Source organism: Fictibacillus nanhaiensis, assembly GCF_049537595.1.
GTDB classification, from domain to species: domain Bacteria; phylum Bacillota; class Bacilli; order Bacillales; family Fictibacillaceae; genus Fictibacillus; species Fictibacillus nanhaiensis_F.
Genome location: NZ_JBMULM010000001.1, coordinates 12,947 through 37,915 on the forward strand (window position 1 = coordinate 12,947; position 24,969 = coordinate 37,915).

A 24,969-nucleotide genomic window follows, 5' to 3' on the forward strand; every position below is an offset into this window, starting at 1 on the left:
ATAGGAAAACATTACAGACGAAAGAGGGCAAAAGTAAATGGGAAGCAAAGTATACGAAGCCTCAACCTTAAAAGCTGCAACCAGTGAACGAGCCCACCATTATGAGCAATTAAGAGAACAATTTGAGACTTTAAAAAAAGAGTTTAGTAAAATAGTAAAGAACCATGACTTTAAGGGACATGGAGCAGATGCAATCAAAGGATTCTACCAGGGGCAGATGGATGTTATCGATGCATGGATTCGCTTGATCGATACGAATGTTGGCTTTTTTAAAGGCATTCCTGGAGATACGGAGGATGTGGATCTTTCTGGAGACACGTTCGTGCAGGTGCCTTTTTTAGAAGAGAACGTGGAGCGAGCGGGAAAACAGGCGAAGGATATGGTCGCTAATCAACAAGAAGCTCTGCAGCATATTTTTAATAGAGTCAATGACCTTGTCTCTTTATCGGTATTTTCTAAAGATACCTTCGAAGATCAGATGGATAAAGCAGAGAAAAAACGATCTGATACGGTCGAGAAAGTAAACGAGTTCGACCAACGCTTATCAGAAGAGTACAGCATTTCACAAAACCAAGAACAGCATATTTACGGGCTGTTCGCACAGCTAATGGAAGCAACAAGGCAAGGGGAGACCATATCTCCGCTCAACTTTAACGCGGAAGCTTACCAAAATAGCGAAGTCTACAAAGCGATCGGACAAGCGAAAAAGGATACCTCTGATTATCTGACGTTTAAAAAGCAGCAAAAAGAGGATCGAAAGATTGCAAAAGAAATCGAAGAAATGGAAAACAGACCTTTTTACGAAAAGGCGTGGGACACTGTCTGTACGTTTACAGGTGAAGTAACCGGATATTACGATACACAGCGAGCCGCAACGGGCGTTGATCCTGTCACAGGACGCAAGCTGAGTGATGCGGAACGCGTGACATCTGGCGCTATGGCAGCAGCAGGCTTCGTTCCGTTCGTCGGTTGGGCTGGGCGAATCGGTAAAGGTGGATCGGCCATCTACAAAACGGTAAAAGGAGCAAACGCCGCGAATCATATGCTTGATGCCCACCGAACGGCGCAAGGACTCAAGAATCTCCAAAAGGCCGAATATGGCATATATGGACTTGTGTCAGCGAACGGTTTTGGGGAGTACTTCACAGGGAAAGACATGTTTGGCAATGAATTAACGGAACAACAGCGTAACCAGAGTCTGTTTAATGCGTTTGCAATCGTAGGAGTAAGCGGTGCAGGATATGGTTTGAGTAAAGTAGATATGGGGAAATTTGTTCAAACGAAATTCCCTTACAGCACTCAATATGCGAGACAGAAGGTTTTGCAGGCTGAAGAAATGGCTAAGACCATAAAGCATAACGTAGGCAACACACACATTCCAGTAGGATTTAAAGTTCACGCGTTTGCGTCACCGACCGGTCATGTGATTAGAACGATTAGCACGGAGACGAAGACTGTTAAGGATTTGATGCAGCAGGCTTCGGTTACTAGAGGGACGGGTGAGCTAAGTGGTACTGTAGAGGTAAAAGCACCACCAGGAGCGACGGATGAACAGATAGAGCAAGTTAAGGCCTATGTTGAAGGCTCTAATAAAGCTTTGGAAGCTGGAGTATTATCTCCTACAGGAAGAGTGTCAACAAAAGGTAAACTAAGACAAGAAGCTTCACGTGCAGCAAGGCTCGAAGGAAAAAGAGCGGCTGACAATGGAGAAGCATATAAAGGGCATGTTGGTCATGTTCCTGATACAACTTGGATGGGCAAACCGGATCCACATAGTTGGTTAGATCTTGATCCAAAAGTTAATATGAGTATTGGAGGACAGGCTAATAAATATCCTGTTGGTTATAAACCTACAGAATTTAAATTCGTAGAGGAGGAACTAAAAGATGATTAATTGGAAAGACATGATAGCAACTTTAATTTTAGTAAAACAAGAATTAATGAAACAAGATGTAGAGAAAATTTGGCCACATCATTTTCCAGAGGTAGGAGCAACTGAAGAAAGTCTTCTAGATCTTGAAGAAGAGTTAGGTTATAAACTGGACTTAACGTATCGAGACTTCTTACAACATGCAAATGGTTGGAAAGGTTTTTATCAAACGGTAGACTTATTTGGTACTGAACAACTGAAAGACTCCACTAAAAAAGAATATGCTGAAATGCTATTAACAGCTATTGATGATCAGGTATTAAAAGAAAGTGGTGTTAGTAGAAGTGAACTATTGCCAATAGCTGCTACGGAATATGATAAGGATCTATTTGTATTAAGCCTACCAAATTCAGCTAAACCAGGAGAAATACTTTGGTTTGCTGGAGAAGAAATAGATAGGTTTGAGAATTTTGCTGAATTTTTTTTAGCAATGATTGACTACAATCGAGAAGAAGTTTTGGCTTTAAAGAGCTAGCAAATAGGTAAAGTGAATATAATCAACCATAGTTCACCGAAGCATGTGACCTATTGAGTAAATGAAAAAGTCAAAGTTATAAAAGAATTAATTACAAACACTTGATTACCCTCATAAGGTAACAAGTGTTTTTTAATACTAATGCATGGAAATTGGAAGCGTGCAGTATATGATTTAAGTAAAGCGGAGGAGGATATTACAATGATAATGCTAGGAAGTAATAACGAAAAAATTTCAATAGAAACCATTAAACAATTTGAAAATGAAAACGAAGTAAAGTTAACCGAAAAATATAAACAATTCTTACTTCAGTGGAATGGTGGTTACCCTTCCGCTAGTACATTTAAAATATCAGATGAAAAAGGGCATAGTGTACTAAATGTATTTAATGGGATCGGAAATATGTACGATAATTTAGAGAAGGTAATCGATATATATGAGTATAGGCTTCCGAGCGGGTTCATTCCTATTGCAGATGATTCTGCAGGTAACGTGATTTGTTTGGGAACGAATGAATCTTATTATGAAAATATTTATTTTTGGGATCATGAACAAGAATCAGAGAATCCGGATGACATGAGTAATATGTACTTTCTTGCCAATGATATTAACCAATTTTTAAGCATGTTACATGAAACACATGATGAATAAATTTTTTTAAGAAAGATTGATTTTAATCTTGAATGACAACATGTCATTCAAGATTTTTTTCTCAAGATGACATATTTTATCTTTGAACGATGGAATATGTGAAGGATACGTATAGAGTTTGTAACAGAGAAAGTAATAGTATAGGATGGCAGATATTCAGTGTTTTAATTACTCAAATGATAGAATTGTATAGTATAGAAGTGTGATACTTTTAACGATTATCTTGAGGATACTTTTAGAGAGCTTAGCAATTGGTAGTGTTCTTATTAATGTTTACGTATTCATATGGAGGTAAGGCCGTGGTTAATATGAATCTATATAAAGAAATCAGGCATGCCATTAAAAACTTCGAGAACAATAAAGTTAAGCTATTAATTGGTCAGGACAAAGAAGTCTTAAACACGATGACAACGTTTGGCACATGGCTACATGTAGCTGCCAAACATGGAAATCTTGAAATATGTAAACATCTAGTTGAAGAAGGAATCGATATTAACACAAAAGGTGGAACTTTTGATGCTTCAGCATTAAATTTAGCAGCAGGTGCAGGGGATCTGGAGTTCGTAAAATATTTGATACATTCAGGGGCAGAATTAGATGAGAGCTTAGCAAAAAGGAATCCATTGTTCGGAGCAATTTATGGCGGGCATAAAGACATAGTTGAGCTCTTAGTAGAATCAGGAATTGACATTTCGAAACGATATGCGGGAGAGAGCTTGAAAAATATGAATGCATATCAATATGCGAGAGAGTTTGGGCAGACAGATATTGCAGAGTATTTAAGACAGAAGATGGACGGGAAAAAATAATTTTGCTTTGTATTAGAAACATAATAATATAACAAATATATTAAAAAAGGGGATTAAATTTGATTGGTTTTGAGACGGAATTAAATGTTTTATATAAATCAATTGCTCAACAAGTTAATGATATGATACCAACTGAGTGGGATAACTTTTGTTTTAACGGTGAAGTTAAAGATGGAGAAGGAGGAGTATATTTCTTTTTTACTCCTAAAGGTGAGCAACAACACATTTTTTCACATTATATTCCGAAATTATATAGTGTAGATAAAAGAATCTATAATAAAGAGCTTCACAAATTATTTCAATTAACGGCTGAACTACAAAACGTTTTTATAAAAAATGAACAAGATCCTTGGTTTTCAGTAACAATATTATTAAGTGATACAGGAAAACTAAATGTTCATTTTGATTATACAAAATGGCATGAAAGTAAATTTGGTCCAACAGCTAGAATTAAGTATTTTGAATATAAATATGCGAATAATAACAACGAAGAACTAGATTTAAATCTAATAGAGGAAATGAGAGAGTTTGAAGAAAAGTGGCCAAAAAAAAAGAAAACACTTAATTGTCTATAACAAAAGGCGGTCAAGTGTTTTTTTTAATTACAATTGGTTCAGTTCAGTATATTTAACTAAAGTAGGAGAGATTTACTGAATTCGTTCTAACTAAATTGTGAATTTTGACAGGAATGAAAAAATGTTTAACTGGTTTATAGAATCTTACAAAACTGTTGCTAGTGAATGGCTAATATTTGGGAGTTTGATTTCAATAGGTGAGTTATATTCGGTCTGCTGATGATGAAACTCATTAAGAACATACAAGTGACAAGATATTAAAAACCAAAGCTTGCATAAATAACTAGTCTAAGCTCATTAAACAGTAAAACAAAAAATATTGTGGGAGAATCATTCTATTGGCGATACAAAGAAACGTTTCAAGGACTAGTAGTAAGGCCATAATTGTTTTAAGATAGCTGTAGAAGATAAGAGGCTATTTTTAGGAGGAACCATGCTACAAAAATTCGGTTTTTCACAATACGAAAGTCAGGTGTTCGAGGTTCTTGCATCAAGCGAGGAACCAATGGACGCGACAAATATCGTTAAATACTCCGGTGTTCCGAAATCCAAGATATATGAAGTGCTATCGCGCATGATCGAAAAAGGCATGGTGCTGGATTCGGTGTCAGAAAAAAAGAAGCTGTATACTGCGCTTCCGTTATCAATCGTGATTGAGAAGCTGACTACAGAATTTCAAGAAAACGTAGAGCAGCTCAAAAATAATACGTCGAAGCGGAAATTTTACGATGAACACGTTTGGAGTCTGAAGGTTGATTCGTCGATTCGCGCACAAACGAAGCAGCTTCTCCAAACGGCGGAGAAATCCATTCGCGTTTCTGGCTGGCAAGACGATATTCAAGAGATTCTATCGATTCTGCAAGAAAAGGAAAAGCAGGGTGTGGATGTGGAAGTGCTTGTTGTAGGTGAATTGGAGTCGCCCCTGTCTCATGTGCATACTTTGATCCCTGCACAAGAACATCACTCCCTGGAGCGTTTTCGTCTTGTTGTCGTTGATGAGACGGAAGTCATCTTTGCAGGGATGGAAAGTCAGAGCTGGCAAGCATTGAAAACAAAATCTCGACCATTTATCAAGGTTTTTATTGAGTTCTTTTATCATGATGTGGCACTGGCTAAGATTACAGAGAAACATTCGGAACTGATGATGAATGATGAAGAGATTAAGAGTGTATTGATGAAGTTAAGATACTAAATAAAAAGTAAGTAGGCTCGAAAGGATATTTAAAATTCTCTTTTGAGCCTTATTTTTTTATGTGAAGCCAATCATTTCTACCGATATAAGAAGAGCACTAAATTCTACAAGCAAAAAGGAAGTGTTACTTAAATGCGCTTTGACAACGAACAACTCAAGTTAATCATTTCAGGCGAACCAGTTGGTGTTGCTCATCCTTATGACACAAAAAACGAAGAAACAATAGAAAATCATATACTAGACTTGTTTGAATCTCTAAAAAAATCGAATTCTGTTGATTGTTTTGGAGAATTTGATCACTATGGCAGTGGGTATGCATCTTACGTAGAAATTTTCTGTGTTAAAAAAGGTGGACGCAGCATCATCCAAAAAGAAACCAAGAAATATTACGAAAAAGACGATGTTTGGGTTACTTCCACAGGTTATACAGGTGTTGTCTTATATGTTAACAGGTTAGCTCCAGTTGTTATATTCTCAAAAGATGAACGCTATAAAGAAAAGAATGAATCAGTAAAAGCTCGATATAGTTACGAAACGTTTAGCAAAAACCATTCATTTGCAGAACTAAGTGAAGACTTTGGGAAACTACCTTTTGGAGATTGGGATAACGAATTTAACGAAATTCAAGCCATCCTCAAAAAATATGGGTATTCTTTTTTAGAGAAAGAATATTTAGAACAAGAACTTCCGTTTAAAGCGGATATCCCCACGCTACTTTGCATTCCTGATCTTGGAGGCAAGTATAAGATATTTGATAGCCTTTTTTACTGGTCAGATTGATGAGAATGATTGATTAAAATAGAAATTGAAAGGAAAGATTCGTATGTATCTTTTATTATCGATTGTGTTAAGTGGTTTGTTAGGTGCGTTCTTACTTATGCTTGGTCCAGAGATTGGGGGAGTTATTGCTTTTGCGATTATCGCCGGTTGTTTATTTAGGGGAATCTACCTTCTAAATGACCTTCACCAAAGAATCTCTAAAATTGCTCCCAAAAAAGATAAAGTTAAAGACGCTTATGAGGATTACATGAAAGAAAAAGCAAAAAGGGAAGAAAACGAGTCCTTATAGAGGGAAAGAAAAACTGCACCCTATCCATACAGAGTGCAGTTTTCTTATTATTATTCTTGTGTACTCACAACTTCCAAAGCCATTTCAATCATATCGTTGAACGTTGTTTGGCGCTCTTCAGATGTTGTTTCTTCACCTGTGAAGATGTGGTCACTTACAGTTAAGATAGACAAGGCGTTCACACCGTATTTCGCTGCGATCGTGTAAAGGGCTGTTGTTTCCATTTCAACCGCTAACACACCGTTATCCGCAAGCTTTTTCACGATATCCATGCTGTCGCGGTAGAACAAGTCTGCTGTTAACACGTTACCTGCTTTGATCTTTAAGCCTTTTGCCGTTCCAGCTTCATACGCTTTTCTTAAAAGATCGAAGTTTGCGCAAGGTGCGAAGTCGATGTTAGGGAACGTCAAGTGGTTCATGCGAGAATCTGTTGATGCTGTCATCGCAAGGATTACGTCACGCACTTTTACGTCTTGTTGGATCGCACCACACGTACCAACGCGGATTAAGTTTTTTACGCCATATTCACGAATCAATTCGTTTGTGTAGATCCCGATTGAAGGAATCCCCATGCCTGTCCCTTGAACAGATACGCGTTTTCCTTTGTATGTTCCTGTGAACCCAAGCATGCCGCGCACTTCGTTGTAGCATGTTACGTCTTCTAAAAATGTTTCTGCAATATATTTTGCACGAAGCGGGTCCCCTGGTAATAGGATGCTTTCTGCGATTTCACCTTGTTTTGCGCCGATATGAATACTCATTTGTTCACCATTACATCGTTACGATTGTAATGGTTTCACCTCCTCAAAAGAATGTAACTTACCAAAAATTTCTCTACCTTCATCATGCCATAGTTTTCGCAACCTAGCTAATAGTATGTGCAGATTCTGCAGACCGGCGTGCTTTTTTTGTCATAGAAAGCACAGCGGTACCAAGTGCTAAGATGATCAGCAGTCCACCGACCGTTGCGTTGTTCTCGACAGATGCGTTCTCAATCACGATTCCACCGATCATGGACCCGAACGCGATCCCGAAATGAAGCGCTGAGTTGTTCAGACTCTGCTGAATATCGGATGTTTCAGGTGATGACTCGATCAAATAGCTCTGCATCGCCGGCGTGATCGCCCAACTGAGCATGCTCCAGATCACCATGACTACTAAAAATAGCGGAAAAGCAAACGTTGTATAAGGAATCATAAAGATTGAGACCGCGAAAACAATAATAACGCCAATAATCGTAGGTTTTGTACCGAACTTATCAGCGAGCATACCACCGATTCCACCGCCAAAGACCGCGGCAACACCGAATATTAAGTATACGATGCTCACCCATGTTCCGTTAAGTCCAAGCGCCATTTTTAAAAACGGAGTCAGGTACCCGTATAACGTTAGATGACCAGCTAAGAACAGGAACGACGTAATCTGCGCAAACAAGATACGACGATTTTTTAATGTGCGCAGCTGTTCTTTGATTGGAATCGCTGGTTTTGGAGCCAACGTGTTCATAAAGAAGTGCACACCGAGTATGGATAAAACGGTAAGTGCTGTGATCAGGATGAATGGCGCGCGCCAACCGAACGTATTTCCGAGCATTAAACCGACCGGTATGCCGAGTACGAGCGAAGCACTGATCCCCATGAACACAACGCCAATTGCGCGAGCTCGGTATTTTTCTTCGACAATGTTAGAAGCCATCGTCACACAGAGTACAACGAGCAACGAACCACTAACCGCTGATAGAATTCGTGCAATGAGCAGCATCGAATACGTCTGACTCACGATTACAAGTGTGTTTCCTATTAGGAACACAAATAAAGAAATAATGGTTAGACGTTTTCTCTCGATGTGAGCGGTCATCGTAAGCAGGATAGGTGCCGCGATGGCAAACACGAGCGAGAAGATCGTGATCAGAAAGCCCGCTTTACCGAGGCTAACACCAAGATCGTCAGCAATCAGGTCAAGGATACCGCCGATGATCAGCTCGACCATCCCAACCACAAACGATACGATCGTTAACAAATAAACACGTTTGTTCATATTTTATCTACCTTCTTTTATATAAAAGTTACCCCTGTAATGGTAACTTATTTTGAGTGTGGTGGCAATAACGAAATTGATGTTATAAATAGGGTTTGAGGGAGAGGTGAATTTGGAGTGGACAGTAAAGATCGTGAAGTGGACAGTAAATGTGTAAAAGTGGACAGTATTTTATCGAAAGTGGACAGTAAAATTCGAAAAGTGGACAGTATTTTCATGAAAGTCGACAGTAAGTGCTCGCAGTGTTGAGGGTGCACCAGGATAATGCGTCTTCACCCGAGCTGATTGTATTGTTGGCGACGGCAATCTGTCGGATTCAAAGGTTAATCTGTCAGATTCAAAATATCTTGCTAAAAACCTTTCACAGCTTATCCCGCACCACCTAAATCCTCACAAAACCACCCACCAAGACGAACAACTAAAACATCCAAACCTCGTTTTGATTGCACAATAAAAGGAAAAACTTCATGTAAAGGAGGTCACGCGTGAAAAGTATACATAGTCGTTTGTTGCTCATGCTGTTAGGTTTTATTATCGTGCCGTATTTTTTTACGATTTTTCTTATATATGCTTATACGAAGAACAGTGTTGAAGAGTATGAACTCAACAACAGCAAGATGCAGCTGGAGAAGAATGCGGAAGACCTCCAACAATATTTTGATGACATGGTGAACCTTCCCTATATCTTGTATCGAAATCCTGATCTGTTCCGCATTTTTACAGAGGGATTTGAAGACTCGATCTATTTTGATCAGGATTCAGTCGAGAAGAGTATTGAGACGTTTTACTTAACAAGAAATGAGATTCGCCAGCTGCGGTTTTATTTAAATGAAGGAAAAGAGTCTTTTACCGTTTATAATGCGACAGTTAGTACGCGAAAACCGCAGCCGGAGCTACTGAATCAAGAACACATTAAACAATTGTTTAAATCCAATAAAAATTACCTGGTCGAGCCGCCTCATGTGATTAAAAACTACAACAATGCGGCTATTATTCCAGAGTCAGACCGTACGAAGGTGTTAAGCATTCATCATAAAATAAAGGAAGTGCCGTCTGACAAGTTTCTTGGAATTATGACGATGGACATCAGTTTAGGTGAGTATTCAAAAATCGTAAGTAACTTAGCGGGAGAAAACGGGTCATCAGCTTATCTGATCAATGATCAAAATGAAATTATGTATGCGACGGATTCTTCATTAATTGGTAAGCGTGTTCCGGCCGACCTACAAAGTCGGATTCAAAAAGGCACAACAGATAAAGAAATTTCATTAACAAAGACGTTAGATGGACCGGTTGAAGGCTGGAAGTTAGTGAAAAAAACGCCGAGTGACGTACTGTTTCGTGATGTTCGGAAGACGGCAACCATCAATATCATCGTCGGACTAGGTGTCGGCCTTTTAGGTCTACTCATGATCAGTTTCATCTCATACAAAATCTCTCGGCCGATTCGCGAACTGAGCGAGAAGGTGCGCGGGATTGAAGGGGGACATATCACAATACCATTTGAGAACGATCGCCAAGATGAGATTGGTCACTTGGAACGACATATTAAAGACATGACGGATCGAATCAATCTTCATATCAATCGTGAATATAAGTTGGAGATCGAGAATCGGAGAAATCAGTTTCGTGCGTTGAAGTCACAAGTGAACCCACACTTTTTGTTCAATGCTCTGCAATCGATCGGAGCGGTAGCGCTGCGTTCGAAGTCACCGCAAGTGTACGGCCTGATAACTTCGCTGTCTAAGATGATGCGTTATTCCATGCAAGCGAACCAGTGGGTGAGCGTGCAGAACGAAGTGGATTATATTAAGGCCTACCTCACGCTGCAACAGGCACGATTCGGAAAAGAGCTTCATTATTCGCTTGATTTTAGTGACGAGGTACTAGAGAGTAAGATTCCAAGCATGACCTTACAACCGCTCGTTGAAAATTTTTTCAAGCATGTGTATGAAGAGGGCTTTTACGAAGCGCAACTGACGGTTTCAGGTGAGGTGAAAGGAGATTCTCTCTACCTGGTTGTTGAAAATAATAAAGGACCTGAAATCACATCAAGCGATTTAGAACGTTTACGAGAAAACATTTATCGATCGCCAGCGGAAGGTACCCCTGTAAACGAACATATCGGGCTGAAGAATATATATCAGCGACTGATTCTAAACTATGGCACGGAAGCTGATTTCCTAGTGGATCAGCCGAATGGACAAGGTTTTTCGGTGACGATTGTCATTCCAAAAGTTTCTAGCGATGAGCCAAAGGTTTAGTGACAGAAAGTAGGGAAACGAAGATGAAGGTGTTGATAGCTGACGATGAGTTCAATGTCCGCGATGTGATCCGGTATATCGGAAAGTGGAATGAACACGGGATAACGGAGCTCTTGGAAGCAGCAAACGGAAATGAAGCGAAGAAAATTATTGAAAAAGAGCAGCCGGAAATTATTTTTACCGATATTAAGATGCCTGGCATGAGTGGCTTGGATCTAATCGAGTGGCTGGATTCTATCTCGTATGAAGGCAAAGTGGTCTTGATTACAGGTTACGATGATTATCAGTTTATGAGAAAAGCCATTCAGCACAACAGCTTCGACTATTTACTAAAACCGGTCGAGGATGAGGCGTTTAACAACGTGCTGAAAAAAGCGGTTGCGGCTTATGATGAGGAAAGAAAGTCTCGTCTGTACCAAGAGGACGCGGTCAAGATTCGATGGAGTCAGACGATGTTAGCCGCTTGTCTCGGTGAGCCGGCAGACCTCGATTTTATCGGATCGAACCTGCCACCATCGGAAAAATATGATTTTACATTGTTAACGTTCTATCAGATGCATCAACCAGCACCTTTTATCGAAAAACTAGCTGATGAGTTGGTAGATCAGGAAATTGGAAATGCTGTGATGCTGCCGGATGACTGTAATCAAAGTGTGCTCATTACCTTGCCGGAGGAATGGTTTTTCGTTGAAGAGCATTTAAGTCGTGAGCTCGATATTCCGGTGCGCCTCGTAAAGGGCGAGCTTCAGTCACTTCAAGAGATTCACGAGAAATATAATCATCTTCAAAGGGAACTGGAAAACCAGAACTACCGATCCATTCAGCGGTTGGACGAACTTGAAGCGAAACAGCGCATGAACGATATTATTTCGTATGTTGAAACATACTACATGGAAGATATGAGTTTAGAAAGACTAGCGAACCGGTTCTTTTTCAGCAGGGAGCATATCTCTCGCAAATTTAAACAAGAAACGGGCATGACTTTGTCCAAATATATAATAAAACTGAGGATTGATCAGGCGAAACGTTGGTTGAAGGAAAGTGATGAGAGCATCTTTTCGATCTCGACGATGCTCGGGTATCAAGATGAAAAATACTTTTCTAAGCTTTTTAAAAAAGAAGTAGGGATAACACCGTTTGAGTTTCGAAATGGTGAAAAATCATAAGCAGAGATTTTATAGAGAAAGGGGTGATTTCACGAAACATGAAAAAGCATTATGTAACCATTGGTATGATAGCGATTCTTCTTGCGGGCTGTCAGACAGAGAATAATTCAAAGCCCCAAAAAGAAGAAAAGATAGAGAAAAAGGTTGTACTTGATATCCGAAACCCGAAAGTAGAGATTGCTTCTGAATTTGAAGAGCTCGCGAAAGTATATGAAAAAGAAAATCCAGAGATTGATATACGGATTCGTACGGTCGGGGGCGCAGCTGATGATTATTCCGACTTAAAAGCGGAGCTCGCTTCTGGTAAGGGGCCGGATATTTTTACAAACACAGGGTATGAGAATGCTGAGACGTGGCGGCCTTATTTAGAGGACCTGTCAAAAGAGCGGTGGGTGAAACAAGTCTATCCAGGTACGCTTGACGCGATGGAGATGAACGGCAACGTGTACGGAATGCCTATGAATTTAGAAGGCTATGGCTTCATCTATAATAAGGAGCTGTTTCAACGTGCGGGTGTTGGGCAAGTACCAGAGACACTTTCAGAACTGAAAAAGACAGCCGCGCAGCTAGAGCAAAAAGGAATCACCCCTTTCGCAACGGGCTATTACGAGGACTGGAAGCTCGGTGTCCACCTTTTAAACGTGGCTTTTGCGAGACAGAATGATCCTGATACTTTTATAAAAAAGTTGAATATAGGTGAAGTGCAAATCCCGGATAATCCCTTGTTTCAGGATGTGATCGACCTTTTGGATGTTACGCTGAAATACGGAAACGCCGACCCGTTAACGACGGATTACAATATGGAAGTTGACCTCTTTGCAAAAGGGAAAGCTGCGATGATTCTTCAAGGAAACTGGATTCAGCCGATGATCGATGAACGTGCTTCAGACCTAGAGGTTAGCTTTATGCCAATACCGATAAACGAAGAAAAGTCAGATGAGCTGGTTGTGAGCGTGCCGAACTATTGGGTCGTGAACAAGCAGGCGGATTCATCAGATAAAAAAGAAGCGAAGCGATTTTTAAACTGGATGGTGAGTTCTGAAAAAGGGCAAACGTTCATCACCGAGCGCTTTAAGTTCATTCCGGTTTTTAAAAACATAAAAACGGATGACTTAGGTCCACTTGCAAAAGAAACGATAGCCGCATACAAAAAAGGCAACACACTGGATGCCAACTGGAACGGTTTTCCGGCTGGAGTGAAAGAAGAGTTCGGATCTGCCATGCAGATGTATGTAGGTAAACAATTGACACGTGATCAGCTGTTGCGCGAATTTCAGCTCTCTTGGGACAGAGCACGGAAAGCACAAGAATGATGAGACTCCTTCATAAGGGGTCTTTTTTGTTGTGAAAGTTGTTGAATTACTCCGCAATCAATTTATAAGGCTGTTTTCGTAAGCTTTGTTGCTTTTGGAAGTGTTGATTTCCGTTCCAGGCTGCTCGCTTTCCACGGGGCAGGCGGTGAGCCACATTCGTACGTTTCACTCTTAAGTGTCTCAGTTGTCTAGTTGCAGTGGCTAGCCCCTCGAGGTCAAAAGTTAAACGGTCAAGAAGGCAAAGTGCGCCTTCCTAGCCCATTCAACTTTTGCTTGTCGGGGCTGAAAGAGCCACTTCCACTTTTCAATCTGCCCGCCTGTCCCGTAGGAGTCTCGCACCTTCCACTCCAATCAATTATCAAAGGTGACAAGGAGTTAAAAACAACAATCTTTTAGTATACTTTCCACCAACAACTTTACGAGATATCAATTTAAGACGAAATCCTTATCAATCTATGCCATATCTACATGGAGCATCCTTCCCTATACTTAATCATGCAAAGACAAACGATTGGAACTGTTGAATCAGTCCCAACGAAAATCACATAGGAGGAATACGTATGAACTATCGTAATATGGCGAAAAAAGTAGCTGTCGTATCACTCAGTACTGCGATTTTGTTAGGAGGGGGCGCAACAACATTCGCGTCAGGTCAAACCCCTTCAGATTTTAAAGAAACGTACGGGACTTCACAGATCACGCGCTACGACATGAAGCAGATGATCAATCAACATAACGATCCAAAATATACGGTGCCAAAATTTGATGCATCAACGATCAAGAACGTAGAGTCAGCTAAGAAGGTTGACGAAAACGGCAAACAGATCGACATGGATGTTTGGGATACGTGGCCACTTCAAAACGCGGACGGAACGGTTGCTGAATATAAAGGCTATCACATCGTATTCGGTCTAGCGGGTGACCCGAAGAACCCGAACGACACGTTCATCTACATGTTTTATAAAAAAGCAGATGACCAATCAATCGATGCTTGGAAAAATGCTGGACGTGTTTTCGAGGACGATGACAAATTCAAAGCAAACGATAAATACTTAGAGCGTCAATCTGAAGAGTGGTCTGGTTCTGCAACGTTCACCTCTGATGGCGAAGTTCGTTTGTTCTATACAAACCGTGAAGCATTCAAACCAGATCAAGACCGTTTCGGTAAACAAACGTTAACAACCGCACAAGTAAACCTGTCTCAACCAGATAACAAAACGCTTGAGATCGACGGTGTAGAAGATTACAAGTCTATCTTTGAAGGCGGAGACAGCAAGATGTACCAAACGGTTGAAAAAGCATTTGGTGGTGGAGACTACAACGATAACCATACGTTCAGAGATCCTCACTACATCGAAGAAGACGGACGCAAATATTTAGTATTTGAAGCGAACACAGGTACAGAAACAGGTTACCAAGGAGAAGAATCTCTTTATAACCAAGCGTACTACGGAAAGAGCAACGCTTTCTTCCAAGATGAAAAGAAGAAGCTGTTAGCAAGCGATAAGAAAGAAACAGCTGAAAAAGCAAACGGTGCGATCGGAATCATCGAGATCAACGACGATTATTCTGTGAAAAAAGTGATGAAGCCGCTAATCGTATCCAACACAGTAACAGATGAGATCGAGCGACCAAACATCTTCAAAAAAGATGGAAAATGGTACCTCTTCACAAGCAGTCGTGGTTCTAAAATGACAATTGATGGCATCGATGACAAAGACATCTACATGCTTGGATATTCTGCGAACTCTCTAGACGGCCCGTTCAAGCCGTTGAATAAAACGGGTATCGTGCTGCACCAAGACCAAGATCCGAAAGACATCACTTGGACGTATGCACACTACGCGATCCCACAAGAAAATAGCGACAATGTAGTTGTAACAAGCTATATGACAAACAGAGGCTTTTTCGAAGATCGCAAATCAACGTTTGCACCAAGCTTCGAGATGAACATCAAAGGCCCGAACACATCTGTTGTGAAAAACAGCATCCTTGAACAAGGACAATTAACGAAGTAATAAAGATTTTTCTATCATTCAATTTTCGACCTACCCTACAAATCAACCAAAAGGAAATGCCAGAGATGGCATTTCTTTTTATTTAGGGATTACTAGGAGGTTAACCAATGTATAAGAATGACAAATGGCCATTATTATTTATTCTAAGTTTACTGTTTGCAGGCATATTACTAGTGAATCATTTGGTGGAGGAATCTAGTAAGCCTGTTCCAAAAAAGGAAAACGATCCTTCGTACCGAGCCGATTACCATTTTACAACGCCTGATAAGTGGAAGAACGATCCTCAGAAGCCGGTCTATTATAAAGGGAAATATCACTACTACTATCTGTATAACAAAGATTATCCAGACGGAAATGGAACAGAATGGCGCCATGCAACGTCAGAAGACCTCGTGAACTGGAAGGATGAAGGCGTGGCGATTCCAAAATTTACGAATGACAACGGAGATATCTGGTCAGGTTCTGTAGTAATCGATAAAGAAAATACCGCTGGGTTCGGGAAGAATGCGTTTATCGCGATCTTCACACAGCCTTCTAAAGACGGCGGAAAACAGAAGCAATTTCTCTGGTACAGTACGGATGAAGGAAAGACGTTTAAGCCTTATGGCGAGGAACCCGTTTTAGATAACCCGGGAACGAAAGATTTTAGAGACCCTAAAGTCGTCTGGGATGATGAGCGTAAAAAGTGGATCATGCTGATGGCAGAAGGCACGAAGATTGGATTTTATGAGTCTGATGATTTGAAAAACTGGAGATTTACGAGCGGTTTTCAAACGAAAGATATTGGACTGATCGAATGTCCTGATCTCTTTGTGATGCGAGCTGATGACGGAACTTTAAAATGGGTGCTCGGTGTGAGCGCGAACGGTCTTGCGTCTGGAAAGCCGAACACATACGCGTATTGGACAGGAGATTTTAACGGAGAATCGTTTGCCGTTGATCATGAAGATCCCGAATGGCTGGATCATGGCTTTGATTGGTATGGCGGCGTGACGTTTGATGAAGGAGAAGAGAGTGATCCTGATGCTAAAAGATATGCGCTCGCTTGGATGAACAATTGGAGCTATCCGCATGAAACGCCGACGATGAAAGAAGATTTTAACGGTATGGATTCAGTAGTGCGTGAACTTCAGTTGAAACACGATGCTAACGCGGATCGATATTATTTAGCGTCACAGCCGGTTGCGGCATTAGATCACTTCATGAGTTATAGGGATTCGTTTCAGCAGATAAAAGTGGAAGGAAAAAAAACGCTTGATGTATCTGGGGATTCATACGTGTTGGAAACAGATATTAGTTGGGAAGACAGTCAAAATATAGGTTTGAGACTTCGTGAGTCGGAAGATAAGAATCGTCATATGGATGTGGGAATTCATACAAAAGGGCAGTTTTCTTATGTGAACCGATCTGCGTCTAATCAACCAGATAAAAGCGGTCAATATGTAGAGAGCAAAGCTTCATTTTCTTCTGATAAACGGAACGTGCACCTGAAAATTCTTGTGGATAAGACAAGCGTGGAAGTGTTTGTAGATGATGGAAGAGTCGCACACTCAAGTCTCGTGTATCCAGAGCATCATGATCAGGGAATAACGCTGTTTTCTGATGGTGGAGAAGCGATATTTGAGAATTTACAGGTTAAACACATAGATTGAGTGTGATTTTCGTGTGTATGAGAGTTCTGTAGATCATGTTTGTGCGGGTTGTCGGTGGTTATACGAGGTTTTCAGGTGGTCGTGTGGTGTTTACCGGTGGTGCGAGCATCGTTTCAGGGGATCAGCAGCCATTTAAAGGTGGTCATACACCATTTACCGGTGAACGTGTAACAAATATAAAAACACGTACCGTAAAAGTACCCACAACACAAAAGTGAAGCAACTTCCTCAGCGAAGTTGCTTTTTTTATATAACAAAAAGTCTAGCAACACACCTTTTCGGAAGTAAATGTAAGAATTATAATAAAATCACAGACAGAAAAGGGGACATGAGGATTATGACAGACATTTTATGGACGATCTATCTAGGGATAATAGGTGCTTTTGCCATCGGTTATTTCATCAAAGGCGGATACAAGACACACTCTGCGAAACTAGATTTTGTTATCTCCATCATCACGTGGATCGGCTTGTTCGGTTATGTTACGAGCAATGAGCTATTCACGCCACTTCTATGGAAATTTGTTTTCATCGGTGGATTAGTTTGGGATCTAGCGTATGGACTTAAAAAGTTTAATGAAGACGCAAACGAGATTCCTAGAGCCGCTCGCCCAGCGATATTCGTTGTTACAGCATTAATTATGATCGGTCCACTCTATTATGGGCTGTTTCAATATGCATTTTAAAAATGAGAGGAGCGATCATTGAGATCACTCCTCCTTTTTAATTATTTACCTTTACCAGGGCCGACCTTGTGAACAACGGTTGACGTTTTATTGTTATCTGTTTCAGATGTTGTTGTAAAAGTTAACTCTGTTGGCTTTGGACCGTTCTTCGCATCCGGAATCTTCACATAAACAGGAATCTGTACCGTTTCTCCTGCTTTTACTTCAATCACGTTATGTTCCAAATGAAGCTCCCATCCTGCTTCCGTTTTTGCGTTAAGCCTGAAAAGATCTGTTGCTTCACCTGTGTTGGTAACGTTGAAGTTGTAAACGGCAACTCGGCCAGGTACAGCAAATTCCTCTGAGCCTCTAACGGCTTGAACGCCACGCTTGTAAGATCCAGCGCCATCCATATGTCTTACTCCCACTCGGTAGCTAAGCGCACCTTGTTTATCCACTTTTTTCTCTAACACATAAAAGTGAAGGCGGTTGTGTTCGTCTTTATATTCACTCACCACACCATCCGCCGTTCCTGCTTTAAAGAGGGAGTCGGCAAGCTGCTGGAAATCTCCTTTTGACATCTTGGCTTCCGTTCCATCTGGTCGTTTGAAATCCACTTGATTGATGTCTTCTTGATGAGAGTCGATCACCCAAATGTTTGGTGCCGATTCGGTGTTCTTCGTTTTTGCGAGCAGTACGCCAGCATCGGGGGCAAAAGAATCGTAGCCTACACGATCGACCACTTCGATCGTATAGTTGTTGTACCATTTGGCTCCGCGCTGCATGTCTGCACGCCAGTCATCTTTTAGTGAATTTGCCGGTGTCAGATCTTCCATGGCAATTTGGATACCGTGCAGTCCTGTTCGGCCAAACTCCTCACCAGTTGGAACTTCACGCGCTAGAATATCTGCAAAAACAGGTCCAGTTTGCGCAAGCTCGTCACGGTTCAGGCTTAGATATTGATCTTGATCCAGAAAACCTTGTTTGATCTTGTTACGCAGCATGTGGTGGGATGGAGCAGATGCGCCAAGAGGAGATGGAACCATCCATCTTGTGTGTGGTCCGCCTGGGCCGTTGAAGCTTCCGCGGCTCATTAATTCCCACGGACCTGAATACGTACGAGAAACAGGGTTTGCATAAGGATTGTTGTAGTTGTCACCGAGTTTCATAATGTGTCCAAACTCATGAGCGAACGTCCCCATGCCATCGTTTTCCCCTTGGATGGATGTTCCCCCGCCTGCGCTAGACCAAATACTTTTAGCAGCGTACCACGAAGTCCAAGGTACATAACGGGTTACGGCAGAGTTTGGCATTCCCGCATATGGAGGTCCAAACGGTTTCGTTACAGACTCGGGTGTTTGGAACATCATTTCGCCTAACTCCTGCCACACTCCTGATTCATCATAGCCAGCATGAACGATAAAACGGAAATCGTATTGTTCGCCGGATGCATCGATATCCGCTTGTGCTTTTTGAATGGCTTCCGATCGAAGGTTTTTACCTGTAAAACCTGCGGGCATGTTCTGCATCTGGTTGAATTCGTTCAGCCCATATTGAAATTCGTTGTGGTCCATGCGGTACGTTCCGAAAGCATCGAGATCAACTGCCCATTTTCCATAGGAGTTTTCACGCCAGTATTCATCGATCGTTCTGTAGTTGTTGAGTGCTTGAGGTTTGTTTAAGAAGTCTAGCCAAAACTGACCCATCTGATCTCGAGGGATGTTACCGGTGTTGATAGGATTTCCGGCAATTTCTGAGCCTTCAGGCTGACTGAGGATAAATTCACGGTCTGGAAAATCTACGATGATGAGTGCACCTTTAATGACTCGCTCTGGCTGAACATCTGTATTGCGCCAATCGATTCCTGGAACAGGGCGGTAATCATTCCACGTCATGTCACGCGGCAACGTCCACGATTCTTTGTCCACCGGCTCAGGGAACGCAGGCAATCCAGGCTTGTCCGCATAAGCGGTGGTCGAGACGGTCAATAGAAGAAAACTGAGGGAAAAGGAGGCAAAGGACTTTTTACTCAACATGAACGCAACAACTCCCTATTTAAATTGTCTGACAATTTTATAAATAACATGAATTCTTTCCCAATTGCATGTTTGAGAGCTTGTTTGTCGAGAGAATGGGAGGGAACACCTATATGTAACTATTGGAGAGGAGAAATATAAGGAATTGTACATAGGAAAAATAGGTGAAGTATAGAGAAAAGACTTAGCCGGAAATGAAGTGAAATCGCACAATGGTACGGACTGTGTTTGCAGATAATTCGGTGTTCAAAATGCATGAAACCGAATCCCTTTTACCAACTTCCATTGTTTTCTTATTTTGGTTTTTTACCTGTTATCGTGGGAATACTACCCTTTGAAATGAGGTGTGGTTTCCATTGAGTAAAAACATAGAGAAATTGTTGGAAAAATTGATTGAACAAAATGAACAGCAAAATTCAAAATTACCCGAACGTGCTTTAGAGGAAGCAACGAGCGAACGGACTGTATATGGTCAAGAGATTGGCATGACCGAGTCATTGGAAACCAACACCAAAATTCTTAAACATATGGTAAACGGCGCGCCTTTGGAAATTGTAAATTATATAATTGGCAGAGATGCAAAGACCAATGTAAAAGTGTTTTATATTGAGGGAAGAGTAGATACAATCACGTTGAAGCGTGTCATGAATAAAGTATCAAATCTAGATGTGGACTATATGTTTAATGCGGAAGTGATTGCGGATGAATTGAAAATGAAAGGTTCGGGATTATTTCCTATGACAAAGTTTACAGAGCGGTTTGAAACGATCGCTTCTGATCTATTACAAGGTAAAGTAGTCATTATATCAGACCACACCCCTTACGCATTAGTTGCACCATTACTATTTTGGGAATTGTTTCAGACGGAAAACGAGTACACGACGAGTTACGGTTCCTTTGCAAATCGTTTGATGAGAATGTTTGGTTTTTTGGTGACCGTGTTTTTACCTAGTATCTATGTAGCCGTGGAAAGATTTCATTCTGGCGGTATTGAATCCGAGGTCATTAATGGGTGGTTTCACGGGAAAGAGGTGCTGGGTGCGTTTTGGGAAATGGCATTTATCTTATTTATTCTAAGGATAACATTCGATGTTTCTTTGCACATTTATAAAAGCTTAACGATTATGATCACCGTATTAGCTACACTAGTAGTCGGTGAACATGCGTTAACCATCCATTTGATCAGTCCTGCTGGATTAGTAGTTGCAGGATTAAATCAGTTGTGTGTATTCTTAGTCCTTGTAAAAGGCATCGTTCCGTTATCAACGACTCTTCGGTGGTTCATGTTAATCGTTGCTTACTTCTTTGGTTTTAGTGGATTAATCGTAGCTTTCACATTATTTTTTTTATGGGCAACCTATTTAAAACCTTATGGAATTCCATATTTAACACCTCTCCTACCTTTCCGTCCATGGGAATTGAAAGACGTATTATGGCGTGGGAATCTGAAAACAATTATTAATAGCAAGCACTCATTTAGAGAATAAATTTTAACGGGAGCATTTCTTCAGAAGGAGAAGTGCTCTTTTTAATTATGTATAGAAATCCGTCATGTATTGGATAAGCCCTCCATATAGTAGTAGTAATCATCATACTAGTGGCTTCTTATGTGAGAAATGCCTGTGATTAGAGGAGGGGTCGAATGCTTCATATTGTGGCTTGCATCAAGCAGGTGCCGGATACGAAGATCATCAAGATGAACCCGAAGACGAATACGATGGACCGTGCGAGTGCGCCTGCGATACTAAATCCATATGACGCGCATGCGGTGGAAGAAGCGGTGCGTCTGAAAAAGAGATACGGAGGAACGGTTTCGGTGCTGACGATGGGTCCTCCGCCAGCAGTAAAAGCGATCAAAAAATGCATCGAGATCGGTGCAGATGAAGGTTATATGATCTCAGACCGAGCGTTTGCAGGAGCGGATACGCTTGCGACGAGCTATGCACTTACAAAAGCAATAGAGAAAATCTCGCAAATCCAGCCTGTAGATTTGATCATCTGCGGGAAGATGACGATCGACGGTGATACGGGACAAGTTGGGCCAGGAATCGCACGCCGGTTAGACATGCCTCCCCTCACTTCCGTTAATAAGGTAAAAGAGATCAACATGGAAGAAGGATATGCGATTGTTCACCGAAAGCTGGAGGATGGTTATGAAGTGATTCAATCGACGATGCCGTGCTTGATGTCGGTGGAAAAAGAGATCAACGACGTTCCGTATTCGTCGATGACGAACATGCTGAAAGCGGCTCGCTATCAGCCGGTGATCTGGGCGGTAGCTGATCTAGAGGATGTGGAGAGAACACAGCTCGGACTCAAAGGCTCACCGACGATCGTTTCGAAGGTTTGGGCACCAACCAAACCGAGTGGCGGTGAGATGCTAGAGGGGGATGCAGCTCAGCAGGCCGAACAGCTGCTAAACCTTTTATTAGATAAAAAAGAGCTTTTTGCGGTGAAGGGAGGTGCCGGCGTTGAGCTTTGAGGATTATTCAGGCATTTGGGTGTTTATTGAGGTAAAAGACGGTGAAGTCGTTCCGGTTTCGCTTGAGTTGTTAGGCGCTGGAAAAGAGCTCGCCGACAAACGTGGCACAGAGCTTGCTGGTGTGTTGATCGGAGAAAACGTCACACATCTCGCCGACACGCTTTTTGAATACGGAGCAGACACGGTCTATGTGTACGATGACACCATTTTTAAAAACTACCGAACTGAGTCTTATATGAAAGCACTGTTAGAATGCTGTCAAAAGTATAAGCCAGAAGTCATTTTATACGGTGCAACATCGACTGGTAAAGACTTGGCAAGCGCCGTTGCGACGGACCTTCCAACAGGACTCACTGCCGATTCTACGATTTTAGATATAGAAGAAGACACAGGATTGCTGCTTGCGAGCCGACCAGCGTTTGGCGGTAACATTATGGCAACGATTCTTTGTAAAAAATATAGACCACAGATGGCAACGGTCCGGCCAAAAGTCATGAAAGCACTTACGCCTGAACCTGGCAGAAAAGGACAGGTAATAGAAGAAACAGCTTCTATTAAAGAAGAAGACATTCGAACGAAGGTTCTTGAGATCGTACAGTTCACGACACAGAAGGTTCGTATCGATGAAGCGGATATTATCGTAGCTGGCGGAAAAGGTTTGGGCAGCGAGAAGGGATTCCAGGTGGTTCATGATCTTGCTGAAACGCTGGGAGCGGCGGTTGGGGCGAGCCGTGATGTTGTGGAAGCTGGATGGGTCGAACACCATCACCAAGTGGGGCAGACAGGGTTAACCGTTACGCCAAAAATCTATTTTGCAATCGGTATTTCTGGAGCGATTCAGCATATTGTTGGGATGCAGAATTCGGGACTGATCATCGCAATCAACAACGATCCGGAAGCTCCTATTTTCCAATCGAGTCACTACGGAATTGTTGGCGATGCGTTTGAGATCGTGCCGCTTCTGATCCAACAGTTTAAACAAGCGTTTAACCAGGAGGTGGTGGACCATGTCTGAAAAGTTTGATGTAATCGTTGTTGGTGCAGGTCCTGCCGGCATTTCCTGTGCATACGAACTTGCAAAAGCAGGCGTAAACGTATTGCTCATCGAACGTGGAGAGTATCCGGGCTCAAAGAACGTAATGGGCGGGGTGCTTTATCGCAAAATGATGGAGGACGTGATTCCGGAGTTTTGGAAAGAAGCACCGCTCGAACGACCGATCGTTGAGCAGCGGTTCATGATGATGGACAAAGAATCGGCGGTAACCGTCGGATACAAGGGGATGGAATGGGGACAGGAGCCGTACAATAATTTTACGGTACTGCGGGCAAAGTTTGATCAATGGTTTGCGGGGAAAGCTGTTGAGCAGGGAGCCCTTTTGGTGAACGAAACCGTTGTTCTAGAGTGTATCGTGGAAAACGGAAAAGTAGTGGGAGTAAGAACAGATCGGCCGGACGGTGACCTGTACGCGGACGTTGTCGTGCTGGCCGATGGAGTAAATTCACTGTTAGCGAAGTCGCTCGGCTTTCATAAAGAGTTTCGTCCTGATGAAGTAGCGCTCGCCACAATGGAGATCATCAAGCTCGACAAAAAGACGATTGAGGACCGATTTAATTTAGAAGAGAATCAAGGTACGACAATCGAGCTTTTTGGTGACGCAACTAAGGGAATTCTCGGGACCGGATTCCTCTATACGAACAAAGACACGCTGAGCTTAGGCGTCGGTTCACTTCTATCTGGCTTAATCAAGCATAAGATTAAACCATATGAGCTGCTGGAGTATGTGAAGAACCATCCGATGATCCGTCCTTACATTGCGGGCGGTGAGCCGGTCGAATATTTAGCGCACATGATTCCAGAAGGTGGCTACAAATCGATGCCAAAAGTAGCGGGCAACGGTGTGCTCGTTGTTGGAGACGCCGCCCAGCTCGTGAACGCCATCCACCGAGAAGGCTCGAACCTTGCGATGAAGTCCGGTCAGTTCGCAGCTGAAGCGGTGCTGCTCGCGAAGGAACGTGAAGACTATTCGGAAGCGACACTCAATCATTATAAAACACGCTTGATGAGCAGTTTTGTCGGTCAGGATATGAAAAAATACAAAGATTCAACGCATCACTTTGATAAGTTTCCTCAGTATTTTGATAAGTATATTCCGATGGTGAACAAAGCGGCGAGCCAGATGTTTACGGTCGATGGCTCATCGAAATGGGAGAAACAAAGGAAAATTTGGCGTGATGTAGGAACGGCTGGAGAGAAATTCAAACTAGCTCGTGACGCTTACCGGGCGTGGAAGGTGATGAAGTAAATGAGCGAAAGAAAGTGTCAGAGCATCGAAGAAAAACAGTATCTCGTTCGTTTTAACGCAGACACAAAGTCACATCTCACCGTTATGGATGCGGATGTTTGTCTGAACCACTGTCCTGATAAAATCTGCACGATCTTCTGTCCGGCAGAAGTGTATAAGTGGGAAGAAATCAGGATGCACGTCGGGTACGAGGGCTGTCACGAGTGCGGAAGCTGCCGAATCGGTTGTCCGCATCAAAATATTAAGTGGGAATATCCAAAAGGCGGACATGGGATTGTGTTTCGCTTGGGGTAAAACGGCTGGAAAAGATGAGGATGACCTGGGGTTTGTGCC

At 42.0% G+C, this 24,969-nt stretch carries 23 protein-coding genes; 20 read left to right on the top strand and 3 right to left on the bottom strand.

The genetic code is table 11. The features are described 5' to 3' along the window. Positions 1-37 precede the first annotated feature (37 nt). The 8 genes from ACOZ9X_RS00085 (at position 38) to ACOZ9X_RS00120 (ending at position 6,701) form a co-directional block, all read left to right on the top strand. Positions 38-1,894 (top strand): ribonuclease YeeF family protein, encoded by a 1,857-nt coding sequence (locus ACOZ9X_RS00085; RefSeq protein ID WP_423416489.1) that lies wholly within the window; start codon positions 38-40, stop codon positions 1,892-1,894. After that, on the top strand, positions 1,887-2,405 hold the full coding sequence (locus tag ACOZ9X_RS00090) for an SMI1/KNR4 family protein (RefSeq protein ID WP_423416490.1): 519 nt from the start codon (positions 1,887-1,889) through the stop codon (positions 2,403-2,405). Before ACOZ9X_RS00085 ends, ACOZ9X_RS00090 begins: the two co-directional genes overlap by 8 nt. A gap of 201 nt (positions 2,406-2,606) precedes the next feature. Then, positions 2,607-3,056 carry an SMI1/KNR4 family protein gene (locus ACOZ9X_RS00095; protein ID WP_423416491.1) on the top strand — a complete coding sequence of 150 codons (450 nt, stop codon included), beginning with the start codon at positions 2,607-2,609 and terminating at the stop codon, positions 3,054-3,056. A 308-nt stretch (positions 3,057-3,364) separates the two neighbouring features. Beyond that, complete coding sequence (locus ACOZ9X_RS00100; RefSeq protein WP_423418190.1) at positions 3,365-3,865, top strand: ankyrin repeat domain-containing protein; 501 nt, start codon at positions 3,365-3,367, stop codon at positions 3,863-3,865. Positions 3,866-3,924: 59 nt separating this feature from the next. Continuing rightward, a complete protein-coding gene (locus tag ACOZ9X_RS00105; protein ID WP_423416492.1) occupies positions 3,925-4,440 on the top strand; it encodes an immunity protein YezG family protein in 516 nt (171 codons plus the stop codon). Between the two features lie 433 nt (positions 4,441-4,873). Then, positions 4,874-5,632 (top strand): TrmB family transcriptional regulator, encoded by a 759-nt coding sequence (locus tag ACOZ9X_RS00110; RefSeq protein ID WP_423416493.1) that lies wholly within the window; start codon positions 4,874-4,876, stop codon positions 5,630-5,632. Positions 5,633-5,764: 132 nt separating this feature from the next. Further along, complete coding sequence (locus ACOZ9X_RS00115) at positions 5,765-6,412, top strand: hypothetical protein (RefSeq protein ID WP_423416494.1); 648 nt, start codon at positions 5,765-5,767, stop codon at positions 6,410-6,412. A 43-nt stretch (positions 6,413-6,455) separates the two neighbouring features. Continuing rightward, a complete protein-coding gene (locus tag ACOZ9X_RS00120; RefSeq protein ID WP_423416495.1) occupies positions 6,456-6,701 on the top strand; it encodes a hypothetical protein in 246 nt (81 codons plus the stop codon). A gap of 50 nt (positions 6,702-6,751) precedes the next feature. Here ACOZ9X_RS00120 and deoD read toward each other — a convergent pair whose 3' ends face one another. Together deoD and ACOZ9X_RS00130 are read right to left on the bottom strand one after the other, a co-directional pair. Further along, positions 6,752-7,462 carry a purine-nucleoside phosphorylase gene (gene deoD, locus ACOZ9X_RS00125; protein WP_066398387.1) on the bottom strand — a complete coding sequence of 237 codons (711 nt, stop codon included), beginning with the start codon at positions 7,460-7,462 and terminating at the stop codon, positions 6,752-6,754. A 103-nt stretch (positions 7,463-7,565) separates the two neighbouring features. Then, on the bottom strand, positions 7,566-8,738 hold the full coding sequence (locus tag ACOZ9X_RS00130) for an MFS transporter (RefSeq protein WP_423416496.1): 1,173 nt from the start codon (positions 8,736-8,738) through the stop codon (positions 7,566-7,568). 485 nt (positions 8,739-9,223) lie between these two features. On the opposite strand from ACOZ9X_RS00130, the gene ACOZ9X_RS00135 reads away from it, so the two are divergent. The 7 genes from ACOZ9X_RS00135 to ACOZ9X_RS00165 all read left to right on the top strand — a co-directional run bounded on the left by ACOZ9X_RS00135 (position 9,224) and on the right by ACOZ9X_RS00165 (position 17,836). Beyond that, a complete protein-coding gene (locus ACOZ9X_RS00135; RefSeq protein ID WP_423416497.1) occupies positions 9,224-11,002 on the top strand; it encodes a sensor histidine kinase in 1,779 nt (592 codons plus the stop codon). A gap of 23 nt (positions 11,003-11,025) precedes the next feature. Then, positions 11,026-12,168: a response regulator transcription factor gene (locus ACOZ9X_RS00140; RefSeq protein WP_423416498.1), complete on the top strand. Its 1,143-nt coding sequence runs from the start codon at positions 11,026-11,028 to the stop codon at positions 12,166-12,168. A gap of 38 nt (positions 12,169-12,206) precedes the next feature. After that, positions 12,207-13,481, top strand: coding sequence for an ABC transporter substrate-binding protein (locus tag ACOZ9X_RS00145; protein ID WP_423416499.1), 1,275 nt, complete (start codon positions 12,207-12,209; stop codon positions 13,479-13,481). 560 nt (positions 13,482-14,041) lie between these two features. Further along, entirely contained in the window at positions 14,042-15,499 is a 1,458-nt protein-coding gene (locus ACOZ9X_RS00150) for a glycoside hydrolase family 68 protein (RefSeq protein WP_423416500.1), read from the top strand. 107 nt (positions 15,500-15,606) lie between these two features. Further along, positions 15,607-17,151 (top strand): glycoside hydrolase family 32 protein, encoded by a 1,545-nt coding sequence (locus ACOZ9X_RS00155; RefSeq protein ID WP_423416501.1) that lies wholly within the window; start codon positions 15,607-15,609, stop codon positions 17,149-17,151. Positions 17,152-17,186: 35 nt separating this feature from the next. Further along, positions 17,187-17,369, top strand: coding sequence for a hypothetical protein (locus tag ACOZ9X_RS00160; RefSeq protein ID WP_423416502.1), 183 nt, complete (start codon positions 17,187-17,189; stop codon positions 17,367-17,369). A gap of 119 nt (positions 17,370-17,488) precedes the next feature. Beyond that, the gene (locus ACOZ9X_RS00165; protein WP_423416503.1) at positions 17,489-17,836 is read left to right on the top strand and encodes a hypothetical protein; all 348 of its coding nucleotides are present in this window, start codon (positions 17,489-17,491) and stop codon (positions 17,834-17,836) included. 41 nt (positions 17,837-17,877) lie between these two features. On the opposite strand, the gene ACOZ9X_RS00170 is transcribed toward ACOZ9X_RS00165, so the two are convergent. Then, positions 17,878-19,851 (bottom strand): M6 family metalloprotease domain-containing protein, encoded by a 1,974-nt coding sequence (locus ACOZ9X_RS00170; protein ID WP_423416504.1) that lies wholly within the window; start codon positions 19,849-19,851, stop codon positions 17,878-17,880. Positions 19,852-20,207: 356 nt separating this feature from the next. Between ACOZ9X_RS00170 and ACOZ9X_RS00175 the strand changes: the two genes are divergently transcribed. The 5 genes from ACOZ9X_RS00175 to ACOZ9X_RS00195 all read left to right on the top strand — a co-directional run bounded on the left by ACOZ9X_RS00175 (position 20,208) and on the right by ACOZ9X_RS00195 (position 24,930). Then, complete coding sequence (locus tag ACOZ9X_RS00175; RefSeq protein ID WP_423416505.1) at positions 20,208-21,338, top strand: spore germination protein; 1,131 nt, start codon at positions 20,208-20,210, stop codon at positions 21,336-21,338. A gap of 155 nt (positions 21,339-21,493) precedes the next feature. Further along, positions 21,494-22,333, top strand: coding sequence for an electron transfer flavoprotein subunit beta/FixA family protein (locus ACOZ9X_RS00180; RefSeq protein WP_423416506.1), 840 nt, complete (start codon positions 21,494-21,496; stop codon positions 22,331-22,333). Next, on the top strand, positions 22,323-23,348 hold the full coding sequence (locus ACOZ9X_RS00185) for an electron transfer flavoprotein subunit alpha/FixB family protein (RefSeq protein ID WP_423416507.1): 1,026 nt from the start codon (positions 22,323-22,325) through the stop codon (positions 23,346-23,348). Before ACOZ9X_RS00180 ends, ACOZ9X_RS00185 begins: the two co-directional genes overlap by 11 nt. Next, the gene (locus ACOZ9X_RS00190; RefSeq protein WP_423416508.1) at positions 23,341-24,636 is read left to right on the top strand and encodes an FAD-dependent oxidoreductase; all 1,296 of its coding nucleotides are present in this window, start codon (positions 23,341-23,343) and stop codon (positions 24,634-24,636) included. Before ACOZ9X_RS00185 ends, ACOZ9X_RS00190 begins: the two co-directional genes overlap by 8 nt. After that, a complete protein-coding gene (locus ACOZ9X_RS00195) occupies positions 24,637-24,930 on the top strand; it encodes a ferredoxin family protein (RefSeq protein ID WP_066398362.1) in 294 nt (97 codons plus the stop codon). Positions 24,931-24,969: the final 39 nt, after the last annotated feature.